General features: G+C 74.4%; 13 protein-coding genes. 10 read left to right on the forward strand and 3 right to left on the reverse strand.

Annotated elements, in window-relative coordinates; all coding sequences use genetic code 11:
• Positions 1-120 precede the first annotated feature (120 nt).
• The 5 genes from NXY84_RS03630 to NXY84_RS03650 all read left to right on the forward strand — a co-directional run bounded on the left by NXY84_RS03630 (position 121) and on the right by NXY84_RS03650 (position 6,155).
• Entirely contained in the window at positions 121-1,605 is a 1,485-nt protein-coding gene (locus tag NXY84_RS03630) for a sugar ABC transporter ATP-binding protein (protein ID WP_258727107.1), read from the forward strand.
• On the forward strand, positions 1,602-2,678 hold the full coding sequence (locus NXY84_RS03635; protein ID WP_396126367.1) for an ABC transporter permease: 1,077 nt from the start codon (positions 1,602-1,604) through the stop codon (positions 2,676-2,678). The genes NXY84_RS03630 and NXY84_RS03635 overlap by 4 nt, the downstream gene beginning before the upstream one ends.
• A 96-nt stretch (positions 2,679-2,774) precedes the next feature.
• Positions 2,775-3,857: a substrate-binding domain-containing protein gene (locus tag NXY84_RS03640; RefSeq protein ID WP_258725804.1), complete on the forward strand. Its 1,083-nt coding sequence runs from the start codon at positions 2,775-2,777 to the stop codon at positions 3,855-3,857.
• 38 nt (positions 3,858-3,895) lie between these two features.
• The gene (locus tag NXY84_RS03645) at positions 3,896-5,149 is read left to right on the forward strand and encodes a Gfo/Idh/MocA family protein (RefSeq protein WP_258725805.1); all 1,254 of its coding nucleotides are present in this window, start codon (positions 3,896-3,898) and stop codon (positions 5,147-5,149) included.
• Between the two features lies 1 nt (position 5,150).
• The gene (locus NXY84_RS03650; RefSeq protein WP_258725806.1) at positions 5,151-6,155 is read left to right on the forward strand and encodes a sugar phosphate isomerase/epimerase family protein; all 1,005 of its coding nucleotides are present in this window, start codon (positions 5,151-5,153) and stop codon (positions 6,153-6,155) included.
• On the opposite strand, the gene NXY84_RS03655 is transcribed toward NXY84_RS03650, so the two are convergent.
• Together NXY84_RS03655 and NXY84_RS03660 are read right to left on the reverse strand one after the other, a co-directional pair.
• Positions 6,142-6,372 carry a hypothetical protein gene (locus NXY84_RS03655; protein ID WP_258725807.1) on the reverse strand — a complete coding sequence of 77 codons (231 nt, stop codon included), beginning with the start codon at positions 6,370-6,372 and terminating at the stop codon, positions 6,142-6,144. The two genes, NXY84_RS03650 and NXY84_RS03655, sit on opposite strands and share 14 nt — an antisense overlap.
• A 144-nt stretch (positions 6,373-6,516) precedes the next feature.
• Positions 6,517-7,521 (reverse strand): CAP domain-containing protein, encoded by a 1,005-nt coding sequence (locus NXY84_RS03660; RefSeq protein WP_258725808.1) that lies wholly within the window; start codon positions 7,519-7,521, stop codon positions 6,517-6,519.
• Between the two features lie 111 nt (positions 7,522-7,632).
• Here NXY84_RS03660 and NXY84_RS03665 point away from each other — a divergent pair, with 111 nt between their 5' ends.
• A complete protein-coding gene (locus tag NXY84_RS03665) occupies positions 7,633-8,493 on the forward strand; it encodes a formate/nitrite transporter family protein (RefSeq protein WP_258725809.1) in 861 nt (286 codons plus the stop codon).
• An 81-nt stretch (positions 8,494-8,574) separates the two neighbouring features.
• On the opposite strand, the gene NXY84_RS03670 is transcribed toward NXY84_RS03665, so the two are convergent.
• Positions 8,575-9,027, reverse strand: a complete 453-nt coding sequence (locus tag NXY84_RS03670) for a DUF6069 family protein (RefSeq protein ID WP_258725810.1) — start codon at positions 9,025-9,027, stop codon at positions 8,575-8,577.
• 97 nt (positions 9,028-9,124) lie between these two features.
• On the opposite strand from NXY84_RS03670, the gene NXY84_RS03675 reads away from it, so the two are divergent.
• The 4 genes from NXY84_RS03675 (at position 9,125) to NXY84_RS03690 (ending at position 12,932) form a co-directional block, all read left to right on the forward strand.
• Positions 9,125-9,571 (forward strand): MarR family winged helix-turn-helix transcriptional regulator, encoded by a 447-nt coding sequence (locus tag NXY84_RS03675; protein ID WP_258725811.1) that lies wholly within the window; start codon positions 9,125-9,127, stop codon positions 9,569-9,571.
• A 140-nt stretch (positions 9,572-9,711) separates the two neighbouring features.
• Positions 9,712-10,734, forward strand: coding sequence for a LacI family DNA-binding transcriptional regulator (locus tag NXY84_RS03680; protein ID WP_258725812.1), 1,023 nt, complete (start codon positions 9,712-9,714; stop codon positions 10,732-10,734).
• A 197-nt stretch (positions 10,735-10,931) separates the two neighbouring features.
• Positions 10,932-11,333, forward strand: a complete 402-nt coding sequence (locus NXY84_RS03685; RefSeq protein ID WP_258725813.1) for a RidA family protein — start codon at positions 10,932-10,934, stop codon at positions 11,331-11,333.
• A 309-nt stretch (positions 11,334-11,642) separates the two neighbouring features.
• Positions 11,643-12,932: a glycoside hydrolase family 6 protein gene (locus NXY84_RS03690; protein WP_258725814.1), complete on the forward strand. Its 1,290-nt coding sequence runs from the start codon at positions 11,643-11,645 to the stop codon at positions 12,930-12,932.
• Positions 12,933-12,981: the final 49 nt, after the last annotated feature.

The raw sequence follows: 12,981 nt of genomic DNA on the forward strand, positions 1-12,981 counted from the left end.
ATCCGGCAGAAGTGGACTAGCGTCCGTCGCATGGTCGACGACGACTCCCGCTCCGGCGCTGCCCGCCCCGGCGATCCCCGCTCCGCGGAGACCCGCGACAGCGGTGCCCCGCTGCTCCAGATGCGCGGCATCGTGAAGCACTTCCCCGGCGCCAAGGCCCTCGACGGCGTCGACCTCGACATCCTCCCGGGCGAGGTGCACTGCCTCCTCGGCCAGAACGGCGCGGGCAAGTCGACGCTCATCAAGGTCCTCGCCGGTGCGCACAAGCCCGACGCCGGCACGCTCACCTGGCGCGGCGACCCGCTCGCGGTCACGACCCCGGTCGCCGCGATGCGCGCGGGCGTCGCGACGATGTACCAGGAGCTCGACGTCGTCGACGGGCTCACGGTCGCGGAGAACGTGTACCTCGGCCACGAGCTCACGAGCGGCGGCTTCACGCAGCGCCGTCGGGCCCACGCCCGGACCCGTGAGCTGCTCACGCGGCTCGGGCACGGCGACATCCCCCCGCACCGCGAGGTCGGGCACCTGTCGGCCGCGGGCAAGCAGGTCGTCAGCATGGCGCGCGCGCTGTCGCACGACGCCCGGCTCATCGTCATGGACGAGCCCTCGGCGGTGCTCGACTCCGAGGAGGTCGCGAACCTCTTCCGGGTCGTGCGCGAGCTCACCGCGGCGGGCGTCGCCGTCCTCTACATCTCCCACCGGCTCGAGGAGATCCGCCAGATCGGCGACCGCATCACGGTGCTCAAGGACGGCCGGACGGTCGCCTCGAACCTCCCGGTGGCGACGACCCCGACCGCCGAGCTCATCCGGCTCATGACCGGGCGCGCCGTCGAGCAGGTGTTCCCCGCCCGGCCCCCCGTCGCGCCCGACGCCCCGACGCTGCTGAGCGTCGACGGCCTCGCGCTGCACGGGGTGTTCCACGACGTGTCGTTCAGCGTGCGGGCCGGCGAGGTCGTCGGGCTCGCGGGCCTCGTCGGGTCCGGGCGGTCGGAGATCCTCGAGACGGTCTACGGCGCGCGCAAGGCCACCGCCGGACGGGTCGAGGTCGCCGGGACCGCGCTGCGGCGCGGGTCGGTCGACGCCGCGGTGCGCGCCGGGATCGGGCTCGCCCCCGAGGAGCGCAAGAGCCAGGGTCTGCTGCTCGACGAGCCGCTCTACCGCAACGTCACGCTGTCGACGTTCGGGCGGTTCGCGCGCGGGCCGATGCTCGACGAGCCGGGCGAGCGTGCAGCAGCCCGCGCGCAGATCGAGGCGCTCGAGCTGCGCCCCGCCGACCCGGACCGCGCGACCCGCACGCTCTCGGGCGGCAACCAGCAGAAGCTCATGCTCGCGCGCTGGCTCGTGCACGGCTGCAAGGTCCTGCTGCTCGACGAGCCCACGCGCGGCGTCGACGTCGGTGCGCGCGCCGAGATCTACGCGCTCGTCCGGGCGCTCGCGGACGCCGGGACGGCCGTCGTCGTCGTGTCGAGCGAGATCGAGGAGGTGCTCGGGCTCGCGCACCGGGTCCTCGTCGTGGCCGACGGCCGGGTGCTGCACAGCGGCCCGGCGGAACAGATCGACGAGCACCGCGTCCTCGACCTGATCATGGAAGGAAGTGCCGCGTGAGCGAGCAGATCCCCCCGCTGGCCACCGCCGGCTCCGTCCCGCCCGACCCGGACCACCCCTCGCCGCTGCAGCGCACGGGCCAGACGCCCGGCGCGAGCGGATCCGGCCCACGTGGCCTCCTGCACGGCGCCGCCGGGCGCAACATCGGCCTCGTCATCGCTCTCGCGCTGCTGTGCGTGGTGGGCGTCGCGACCGCCGGCGACCGGTTCGCGAGCCTCGACAACGTCATGACGATCCTGCGGCTCGCCGCCGTGATCGGCGTGCTCAGCATCGGGATGACGTTCGTCATCACGGGTGGCGGGATCGACCTGTCCGTCGGGTCGGTGCTCGGGCTCGCGTCGGTGTGGGCGACGACGGTCGCGACGCAGACGATGGCGCAGGACACGCACTGGATCGTCATGGTGCTGACCGCGCTCGCCGTCGGCACGGTGTGCGGGCTGGTCAACGGGGTCCTGATCGCCTACGGGCAGGTCGTGGCCTTCATCGCGACGCTCGCGATGATGGTCGGCGCGCGGGGCCTCGCCGAGGTCATCGCGAACCGGCGGACGCAGATCGTCCGGGTGCCCGAGTTCCTCGACGTGTTCCGCGCCGAGCCGCTCGGTGTCTCGGTGATCGTCTGGATCTTCGTGGTCGTCGCGGTCGCCGGCTGGGTCGTGCTCAACCGCACGACGTTCGGTCGCCGGACGCTCGCTGTCGGCGGCAACCCGGAGGCCGCGCGGCTCGCGGGCATCCGGATCCGCCGCCACACGATGTACCTGTACGCGATCTCGGGCCTGACCGCCGGGATCGCCGGCGTCATGATGCTCGCCCGCACGACCGCCGGCTCCTCGACGAACGGCCAGCTCTACGAGCTCGACGCCATCGCGGCCGTCGTCGTCGGCGGGACGCTCCTCGCCGGCGGGCGCGGCACGATCGTCGGCACCGTGTTCGGGGTGCTGATCTTCGCGACGCTCACGAACGTCTTCACGCAGAACAACCTGTCGATCTCGGCGCAGTCGGTCGCGAAGGGCGCGATCATCGTGCTCGCCGTGCTGCTTCAGCAGCGGTTCGCGGCCCGCTCCCGCAGCAGCTGAGCCACCCCCATCCCACCCGCGCATCGCCCCCGGGCCGCTCCGTCCGAGCACGCCCGCACCCCCGCACGGCCACCGCAGGAGTCAAGGAGGATTCCCATGTCCGCACGCACCGTCCGACCCACCGGGACCACCACCCGCACCGCCCGCCGCCGACTGCTCCTCACCGCCGGCGCGCTGCTCACGACCGCCGGCCTCGTCGCCGGCTGCACGTCCAACGAGCCCGCCGAGGACGACGACGCCCCGCAGGCCGAGTCGAACTCGGGCGGCGAGAACGACGAGTCGGGCGAGACCGTCCGCATCGGCTTCTCGGCGCCGGCCGCGGACCACGGCTGGATGGGCGCCATCACGAAGGCCGCGGTCGACGAGGCCGACAAGTACGACGACGTCGAGCTGATCGTCGCCGAGGCCACCAACGACGTGAACCTCCAGATCAGCCAGGTCGAGACGTTCATCAACGACGGGGTCGACGCGATCGTCCTCCTGCCGTTCGACGGCGCCGCCCTCACCGAGGTCGCGACGGAGGCGATGGAGGCCGGGATCACGGTGATCAACGTCGACCGCGAGTTCTCCAGCCCCTTCGCCGCGCGCACCACGGTGCTCGGCGACAACTACGGCATGGGCGTCAGCGCGGGAACCTACGTCTGCGAGCAGGTCGGCGACAACCCCGACGCGGTCGTGGCCGAGATCGCCGGGATCGACTCGCTGCCGCTGACGCAGGACCGCAGCCAGGGCTTCGCGGACGCGCTCGCCGACTGCGGGCTCGACGTGGACAACCGCGTCGCCGCCGACTTCACCGTGCAGGGCGGCCAGCAGGCCGCTGCGAACCTGCTCCAGGCCGCGCCGCAGATCGACGCGCTGTGGAACCACGACGACGACCAGGGTGTCGGCGTCATGGCCGCGATCGACGAGGCCGGGCGCGACGAGTTCGTCATGGTCGGTGGCGCCGGCTCCGCGAACGTGATGCGCTCGATCGAGGCGGACGACACGGTGCTCAAGGCCACGGTCATCTACCCGTCCACGCAGGCCGCCGACGGCGTCCGGCTCGCCCGGCTCATCTCGCAGAACAAGTCGATGGGTGACCTCGTCTCGGTCTCCGTCCCGCGCACCGTCCAGCTGTACGCGCCGGTCGTGACGAAGGACAACGTCGACCAGTACCTGCCGAGCGCGTTCGAGTCCTGAGCGGCACGGACGAGCGGGTCGACGGGAAGGGGAGGGGCATGGCGCAGCACGAGGACGGCCGGCTCGGCGTCGGGATGATCGGGTACGCCTTCATGGGCGCCGCGCACTCGCAGGCGTGGCGCGTGGCGCCGCGGTTCTTCGACCTCGCGCTGCGCCCGGAGATGACGGTCGTCGCAGGGCGGGACAGCACCGCCGTCGAGGCCGCGCGCACCCGGCTCGGCTGGGGTGCGGCCGAGACGGACTGGCGCGCGGTGGTCGCCCGCGACGACGTCGACCTCGTCGACATCTGCACGCCGGGCGACACGCACGCCGAGATCGCGATCGCGGCGTTGCAGGCCGGCAAGCACGTGCTGTGCGAGAAGCCCCTCGCCAACACCGTGGCCGAGGCGGAGGCCATGACGGCCGCCGCCGAGGCCGCGGCCGAGAAGGGCGTCCGGGCGATGGTCGGGTTCACCTACCGGCGGGTCCCGGCGATCGCGCTGGCCCGTCAGCTCGTCGCCGAGGGGCGCATCGGGCAGGTGCGGCAGGTGCGGGCGCAGTACCTGCAGGACTGGATCGCCGACGCCGAGGCGCCGCTGTCGTGGCGGCTCGACAAGGCCGTCGCCGGGTCCGGGGCGCTCGGGGACATCGGGGCGCACGTCGTCGACCTCGCGCAGCACGTCACCGGCCAGGTGCTCACGGGCGTGAGCGGGCTGCTCGAGACGTTCGTGCACGAGCGGCCCGTCGCGGCCGGGTTCTCCGGGCTGCACGGCTCGGCGGGCACCGAGCGCGGGCCGGTCACGGTCGACGACGCCGCGGTGTTCTTCGGGCGGCTCTCGGGCGGCGGGATCGCGACGTTCGAGGCGACGCGCTTCGCGTGGGGTCGCAAGAACGCGATCCGGCTCGAGATCAACGGCTCGCACGGGTCGATCGCGTTCGACTTCGAGGACATGAACGTGCTCCACCTGTACGACGCGACCGACGAGGCGCGCGTCGCCGGCTTCCGCCGGATCGTCGTGACCGAGCCCGAGCACCCGTACGTCGGCGCGTGGTGGCCCGCGGGGCACGGCCTCGGCTACGAGCACGGGTTCGTGCACCAGGTCGTCGACCTGGTGGGCGCGCTCGCGGCGGGGGAGCAGCCGACCCCGTCGTTCGCGGACGGCCTGCAGGTGCAGCGCGTGCTCGACGCCGTGGAGCGCTCCGCGGCCGACCAGAGCCGCTGGACGTTCGTCGACCCCGGCCCCGCCGCGCCCCCGCGCGCGTCCGACGACGGCCTGCCCGGTGCCGTCGTCCCCGAACCGAAGGAGAGCTGACGTGGCACGACCGATCACGCTGTTCACCGGCCAGTGGGCCGACCTGCCGCTCGAGGAGGTCGCGCGGCTGGCGTCCGGGTGGGGCTACGACGGGCTCGAGCTGGCCTGCTGGGGCGACCACCTCGACGTGCGCCGCGGCGCCGAGGACGACGCGTACATCCAGGACCGGCTCGACCTGCTCGAGCGGTACGGGCTCAAGGTCTGGGCGATCTCGAACCACCTCACCGGGCAGGCGGTCTGCGACGACCCGATCGACCAGCGTCACCACGAGATGCTCCCGCCCGACGTGTGGGGCGACGGCGACCCCGAGGGTGTCCGGCAGCGCGCGGCCGAGGTCATGCAGCTCACGGCCCGCACCGCCGCGCGGCTCGGCGTGAAGACGGTCGTCGGGTTCACCGGCTCGGCCATCTGGAAGTACGTCGCGATGTTCCCGCCGGTCACCCCGGAGCTCGTCGACGCGGGCTACCGGGACTTCGCGGACCGCTGGAACCCGATCCTCGACGTGTTCGACGAGGTCGGCGTCCGGTTCGCGCACGAGGTGCACCCGAGCGAGATCGCCTACGACTACTGGACGACCGTGCGGACCCTCGAGGCGATCGGTCACCGCGAGGCGTTCGGCCTCAACTGGGACCCGAGCCACTTCGTCTGGCAGGACCTCGACCCGGTCGGCTTCCTGTGGGACTTCAAGGACCGGATCTACCACGTGGACTGCAAGGACGCGAAGCGCCGGGTCGGCAACGGGCGCAACGGCCGGATGGGCTCGCACCTGCCGTGGGCCGACCCGCGCCGCGGCTGGGACTTCGTGTCCACCGGGCACGGTGACGTCCCGTGGGAGGACTCGTTCCGGATGCTCACGACGATCGGGTACGACGGGCCCATCTCGGTCGAGTGGGAGGACGCCGGGATGGACCGCCTCGTCGGCGCGCCCGAGGCGCTCGAGTTCGTCAAGCGCATGGCGTTCCCGCCGCCGACCGCCTCGTTCGACGCGGCGTTCAGCACGCGCTGACGGCGAAGGGAAGGGCCCGGCGCCGGCGCAGCCGGTGGCGGGTGGGGTCCGGCGCGGGGGTGCCGGGCCCCACCCGTGCGTGCGGACCGCGGCGGGCCGGCTGCGCTGCGACCCGCGCCCGCTCGACGACCGCGTGCGAGTCCCGCGACACCTCCGGCAGGTCCTCGCGGGGAAAGGTCATCGCGCCGTCGTCGAACGAGATCAGGTACCGCTTCATCGCGTGCCTCCTCGCCGGGCGACCGCGCGCCGCCCTCGCGGGTCGTGACCGCCGCCGCCCCGGGAACTCATCGGGGCGGCGACGGTCACGACGCGCACGGGCAGGACGTGGTCCGCGGGTCGGGCGGACGACGGCCGGACCGGCTCAGCCGAGGAAGACCTGCGCGCAGAGCATCCCGCGCGGGCCGGAGACGCAGCCGATCCCGACGGAGCTGTACGACCGCAGGATGTTCGCGCGGTGGCCCTCGGAGTTCATCCAGCCCGTCATCATCGCGGCCGGCGTGGGGTAGCCGAGCGCGATGTTCTCGCCGACCGAGCGTGCACGGCACGCCGTGAGGATCGGTCCGAGGGGGTCGTGCTCGAACCGGTTCTCGGCGACGAGGATGCCGGCCCGGGCGACGGCCTGCTGCGTGGCGCAGTCCGAGACGGCGAGCGCCGGCAGCCCCGCGGCGGCCCGCTGCTCGTTCGTGAGCGTGACGAGGGACGCCGCGTACTGCTGGTCCGCGGTGAGGCCGGGGGGCGGCGGCGCGGGGGTCGTGACGGGCGGCGTGGTGCCGGGCTGCGAGGCCGACGGCACGGGGGTCGGCCGGGGGCTGCGCGTCGGCGCCGGGGCCGGGGTGCGGGTCGGTGCGGGGGAGGCGGTCGGCGGCACGCCGGGGGCGGTGGGGAGCGGCGTCGGTGCGGCGGTCGGGGCGGCCGTCGGGGTGGGCGCGACCGTCGGCACCGCGGTGGGCTCCGGAGCGATGGTCGGGACGATCGTGGGGGACGGCGTGGCGGTGGGCGCCGGCGTCGGGCGCGGGTGGCCGGGGCGGGGCCAGCGACCGTGGCGGTAGCCCGACCAGCCGCGGTCGGCCGAGTACGCGGTGTACCAGGCGGCGGGGGAGTGGCCTGGCTGCCAGTCGCGCCCGGCGGTGTAGGCGGCGTACCAGCCGCGCGCGGAGGCGTGTGCGCCGGAGCCGCCGTCGCGTCCGGGCGCCTCGGAGTGCCAGGGCGCGACGGCCCACGCGGACGCGGCGCCGGTGCAGAGCGCCAGGGACATGACGACGATCGCCCGGGCGCGGAACCGGTGCCGTCGCGCTCGCGCGACACGTGCACGGCGGACGTCACGCCGTGTGGCCTCGGTCGGGGTCGTGCTCTGGGTCGGGTTCATCCTCAGCACGTTATAGAACCGTTATCCGGCGTGACCGCCCGTTGGGATTGGAGTTCTCTCATCCGGCGGGCGTCGCGGCCGGCGCGTCGCGTGCGTGCGACCGTAGTCGCCATGACCGCCGACGAGCACGGGCTGTTCCCCGGCAAGCACTTCATCAGCACCGCGCTCGAGGCGCTCGAGACCAAGACCGCGATGTCCGGCGAGCTCGCCCGTCGCTACCTCCAGCGCGCGGGGATGGCCGGCGTTCTCATCGGGATCTTCTACGGCACCTACTTCGCCGTCCTCGCCGCGTTCACGAGCATCGACGTCGGTGCGGGCACGCTCCAGCCGCTCGGGCGGATCGCCGGGGCGCTGGCGTTCGGGTGGGCGCTCGTCTTCATCTACTACACGAAGTCCGAGCTGCTGACGTCGAACATGATGATCGTCTCGATCGGCGCGTACCACGGCCGCACGACGTGGGGGAAGGCGCTGCGGCTGCTCGGGCTCTGCTACGTCGGGAACCTGCTCGGCGGGCTGTTCGTCGCGGTGCTCGTGCGGTTCTCGACGCTCGTCGACGGGGTCGCGCTCGACGTCATGCTCGCGTCGGTCGAGCACAAGCTCGACTACGTGGCGTCCGGTCCGGCCGGCTGGGTCGACCTGCTCGTGCGCGCCGCGCTGTGCAACTTCATGATCAACATGGCGATGCTGCTGGTCTACAACGGGCTCATCAAGGACGACCTGACCAAGAGCCTGGCGATGATCGTCTCGGTGTTCATCTTCGCGTTCCTGGGGCTCGAGCACTCGGTCGCGAACACTGTGCTCTTCTCGATCGTCGGGCTCACGGAGGGCATCGACGTCGGGCTCGCGGCCGGGAACGTCGGCATCGCCCTCGTCGGCAACTTCCTCGGCGGCGGCGTGCTGATCGGGCTGTACTACGCCTACGTCAACGACGACTCGCAGTACCTGCGGACGCGCCCGCCCGCGGAGGGCTGACCGGCCGGCCGGCCGACGCACGGCCTGGACCCTCCGCGCACGCCCGTCCGGCGAGCGGGACGGGCGTGCGCGACGCCCCGGTCAGCGCGACGCCGCGGAGGCGGCGCGCCGGACGAGCACGAACCACACGACGCCCACGACGACGTGCATGAGCGCGAGCCCGACCTGCGTCCCGGTCGTCGCGTCCACGGCGAACGGCATCGGCACGGTGAGCAGGCCGAGGGCGAGGCCCACGGCGGCGAGCGTGCGCCACGCGCGGGCGCCCCACCGGCGCAGCGGGAGCAGCAGCGCGGTCGCCACGAGGAGCGGGACCACCGTCATGACGACGACCATGACGAACGTGACCTCCGAGGCCGCCGCGTCGGGCGTCTGCCGCACGAGGTGGTCGGCGCCCAGGGCGCGGGACACGACGAGCACGAGCAGGTTGGCGACCAGGGCGACGCCCGCGGCGACGAGGCCGGTGCGCCAGGTGGTCGCGGCGCTCACCCGGAGAGGTGCGGCCGGGCGTGCGGGGGCGGACGTGTCGGTGCTCATCGTTGCGCTCCTCGATGGTTGACGTGCTCAAGTATCGGTAGCGTCGCGCACGGTGCTTGACCATGTCAACCATGGACACGACCAATATGCTGGCGACATGAAGGACGGGGACGAGGACACCGGCTGCGGAGGCGGCTGGGCGCCGCAGCCGACGCTGAGCCAGCGGCTCTTCGCCGTCGCCGAGCTCGCGCGGGCCGGGTTCGCGGAGACCGTCGGCCGGCACGGGCTCACGCCCGTCCAGGCGCGCGCGGTCCTGATGCTCGACGAGCCCGTCCCCATGAGCTCGGTCGCCGGCCACCTCGCGTGCGACGCGTCGAACGTCACGGGCCTCGCGGACCGGCTCGAGGCCCTCGGCGTCGCCGAGCGGATCCCGAGCAGCGACCGCCGCGTCAAGCTCCTCCGGCTCACGGAGCGCGGCGCGGCGCTGCGCGGCGAGCTCGGCCGCGAGCTCGCCCGGGGCTCCGTCGTGACGGACCGGCTCACTGCGGCCGAGCGCGCGCAGCTCGAGGTGCTGCTCGACAAGATGCTGACGCCTGACGCCTGACGCCTGACGCCTGACGCCTGACGCCGGACGGGCGTCGTCGGGCTGAGGTCGGTGCGTCCGCACGGGCGGAGCCGCGCCGCCGCTACGGTGACCTGCGACCGCCCGGGGACGCCGGGTGTGCGCGACCTGGAGGTGCTGCCGTGGACGTCCCGCACCGCCGGCCGACCCTCGACGAGGTCGCCCGCCGCGCCGGGGTGTCGCGCACCGTCGCGTCGCGCGCGGTGAACGGGGGGCCCGACGTCAGCCGGGCCAAGCGGGAGGCCGTCGCCCGGGCTGTCGAGGAGCTCGGCTTCGTGCCCAACGCGACGGCGCGGGCGCTCGCGACGCACCGCGCGGGGGCGGTGGTGCTCGCGGTCGCGGGCGACGACCCGGCGCTGTTCGCCGACCCGTTCCACGCGCGGCTCGTCATCGGGGTCGCCTCGGTCCTCGAGGAGGCGGACCTCGACCTCACGCTGCTGCTCGCCGCGTCGGCCCGGGGGCAGGCGCGGCTCGAGCGCGCGCTGCGGGCGGGGCGGGCCGACGGCTTCATGGTCGTCGCAGCCCGCGCGGACGACCCGCTGACCCGGTTCGCGGCGGCGACCGACCGGCCCGTCGTCTTCGGCGGGCATCCGCCGCACGGCGAGCCGGCCGCGTACGTCGACGTCGACAACGCCGCCGGTGCCCGCCTCGCGACCGAGCACCTCCTCGCGCTCGGCCGGCGCCGCGTCGTGCACCTGGGCGGGCCCGCCGGGCTCGACGCGTCGGCCGCACGGGAGCGGGGGGTCGCGGAGGCGCTCGCGGCCGCGGGTGCCGCGCCGGCCCCGGTCGAGCGCGCCGACTTCGACGAGGCCGACGCGTCACGGGCCATGGCCCGGCTCCTCGTGGCGCACCCCGATCTCGACGGCGTCGTCGCCGCGTCCGACAACATCGCCGCGGGGGCGCTGCGGGCGCTGCGGGCGTACGGGCGCTCGGTACCGGGGGACGTGGCCGTCGTCGGCTTCGACGACCTGCCCGTCGCGCAGCAGACCGAGCCCGCGCTCACGACCGTGCACCAGCCGATCGAGGACCTGGGTCGCGAGCTGGCGGCGATGCTCGTGCGCCTCCTCGGGGGTGGCCCGGCGTCGCCGGTGATCCTCCCGACGCGCCTCGTCGTGCGGGGGTCGGCCCCTGCCGTCGGCGGGTAGCGGGCCGGTCCGGCGCGCACGGGCCGGGTCCGTGCGGCGTGCGCGGGTCCGCCCCGCGCAGCGGCTGGCGAGCCGGTCGCGGCCCGGTTCGGCTCCGCCGTCGGGCGGTGGACCCGCCGTCGACCCCGCGCTGCCCGTCGGGGCCGTGCCCCGGCCGGGAGGGGCGTTGTGTCGGACGCCGGTGGCAGCGTGGGCGGATGGAGATCACACGTCTGCAGCCTGCCGGCCTCGTACGGAGCCCGGCGTTCAGCCACGTCGCCGTCGTCCCGCCGGGGGCGACGACGATCTACGTGGGCGGTCAGGACGGCGTCGACGAGACGGGGGCGCTCGTGTCCGGCGACGTCGCCGAGCAGTCGGTCCGCGCGATGGAGAACGCGCGCGTCGCGCTCGAAGCGGCGGGCGCGACGCTCGCCGACGTCGTGCAGTGGTCGGTGCTGCTCGTCGCGGACGCCGACCTGAACGCCGCGTACGGCGCGATCGCGCCCCTGCTCGCCGGCCCCGGGGCGCCGCCGCTCGTGATCGCCGCCCGGGTCGCCGGGCTCGGAGTGCCGGGTGCGCTGATCGAGGTCAGCGCGATCGCCGCGGTGCTTCGCGACTGAGCGCGGGGCGCGGCACTCGCCCCCGAGCGGGTGCACGGGGGGGTGCGGGGCGCTGGGCCGGCGCGGCGCCGCGGGTGCGGGGCGCCAGTGGGTGCGACAGGGCTGCGCGGGCACCGGGCGGGTGCAGCGCGGCGGAGTGCGGGGCACCGAGTGGGTGCGACAGGGCCGGGTGCGGGGCAGAGCAGCCGGTCTTGACGGGCGCGCCGGGCAGGGCGCAGGATGGCGGCGCAGACTGGAAGCGCTTCCAGTTTCTCTCGCCCGACCCGCTCCAGTCGACACCGACGTCGGCACGACCCCCGGAGAGTCACCATGGCAACCCCTGCTCGCAGGCGGTGGGGCATCGTCGCCCTGACCGTCTGCGCCCTCGGCCTCAGCGCCCTCACCGCCTCGCCGGCCTCCGCGGCCAACGACGTGCTGGATCCGACGACGCGCCTCTACGTCGACCCGCACAGCACCACCAAGGACGCCGCGAAGACCCTGCGCGGGCAGGCGAAGCGCGACGCGCTCACGCTCAGCCGCATCCCGAGCGCCACCTGGTTCACCGAGGGCACGCCCGCCGAGGTCCGGCACGACGTGCGCACGCTCGTGCGGCGCGCCGGCCACAAGGTCCCCGTGCTCGTCGCGTACAACCTGCCGTTCCGCGACTGCGCGCTGTACTCGGCCGGCGGCGCGGCGGGCCCCGACGCGTACAAGGCGTGGGTCGACGCGTTCGCCGCCGGGATCGGCGACGAGGAGGCCGTCGTGATCCTCGAGCCGGACGGCCTCGGAGTCATCCCCTGGTACACGACGCTCGACGGCCAGCTCGAGGGCTGCCGCCCCGCGGAGCTCGACCCGGCGACGACGGGTGCCCAGCCCTCGGCCGAGCGCTTCGCGCTGCTGCGGTACGCGGTCGAGCGGATCGCGCAGCAGCCGAACGTCGCGCTCTACCTGGACGGCACCGGGCCGTCGTGGCTCGCCGTCCCGGAGATCACCGACCGCCTGCTCAAGGCCGGGGTGCAGGGCGCCGACGGCTTCTTCCTCAACGTCTCGAACTACGAGCGCACCGAGAACGACGTCCTCTACGGCACGTGGATCTCGCAGTGCCTCGCGTACGCGACCGTCGTCGCGCCGGGCAGCGTCGCAGAGTGCGGGCACCAGTACTGGAGCGGCGGTCCCGCGAACGACTGGACCGGCGTGGTGCTGCGCAACACCGGCATCTGGAGCGACACGGCGGAGGACCCGACGCTCAACACCGCCGGGATCACCTCGCGGTACGAGCTCGTGCTCGGCGGCGTCGAGCCGACGACCCACTTCGTGGTCGACACGAGCCGCAACGGGCAGGGCCCGTGGACGGCGCCCGCGGGGAAGTACACCGACGCCGAGACGTGGTGCAACCCGCCCGGCCGCGGCGCCGGCCTGCGCCCGACGACCCAGACGGGGAACGACCTCGTCGACGCGCTGCTGTGGATCAAGGTCCCCGGCGAGTCCGACGGGCGCTGCCTGCGCGGCACGCCCGGCCCGACCGACCCCGAGCGAGGGATGGTCGACCCGGCCGCCGGCCAGTGGTTCGTCGAGCAGGCGCGCGAGCTCGTCGAGCTGGCTCAGCCTCCCCTCCGCTGAGCCGCACCGCAGCGAGGCTGCGGGTGCGACCGAGGGCCCCGGCGGTGAG

Origin of the sequence: Cellulomonas sp. NS3 (assembly GCF_024757985.1) — a bacterium.
GTDB lineage: Bacteria > Actinomycetota > Actinomycetes > Actinomycetales > Cellulomonadaceae > Cellulomonas_A.

Excerpts from the sequence above, each read along its gene's own strand:
- NXY84_RS03670 (WP_258725810.1), bottom strand. The coding sequence starts at position 9,027 with ATGAGCACCGACACGTCCGCCCCCGCACGCCCGGCCGCACCTCTCCGG.
- NXY84_RS03630 (WP_258727107.1), top strand. The coding sequence starts at position 121 with ATGCGCGGCATCGTGAAGCACTTCCCCGGCGCCAAGGCCCTCGACGGC.
- NXY84_RS03675 (WP_258725811.1), top strand. The coding sequence starts at position 9,125 with ATGAAGGACGGGGACGAGGACACCGGCTGCGGAGGCGGCTGGGCGCCG.
- NXY84_RS03685 (WP_258725813.1), top strand. The coding sequence starts at position 10,932 with ATGGAGATCACACGTCTGCAGCCTGCCGGCCTCGTACGGAGCCCGGCG.
- NXY84_RS03665 (WP_258725809.1), top strand. The coding sequence starts at position 7,633 with ATGACCGCCGACGAGCACGGGCTGTTCCCCGGCAAGCACTTCATCAGC.
- NXY84_RS03645 (WP_258725805.1), top strand. The coding sequence starts at position 3,896 with ATGGCGCAGCACGAGGACGGCCGGCTCGGCGTCGGGATGATCGGGTAC.
- NXY84_RS03640 (WP_258725804.1), top strand. The coding sequence starts at position 2,775 with ATGTCCGCACGCACCGTCCGACCCACCGGGACCACCACCCGCACCGCC.
- NXY84_RS03690 (WP_258725814.1), top strand. The coding sequence starts at position 11,643 with ATGGCAACCCCTGCTCGCAGGCGGTGGGGCATCGTCGCCCTGACCGTC.
- NXY84_RS03655 (WP_258725807.1), bottom strand. The coding sequence starts at position 6,372 with ATGAAGCGGTACCTGATCTCGTTCGACGACGGCGCGATGACCTTTCCC.
- NXY84_RS03660 (WP_258725808.1), bottom strand. The coding sequence starts at position 7,521 with ATGAACCCGACCCAGAGCACGACCCCGACCGAGGCCACACGGCGTGAC.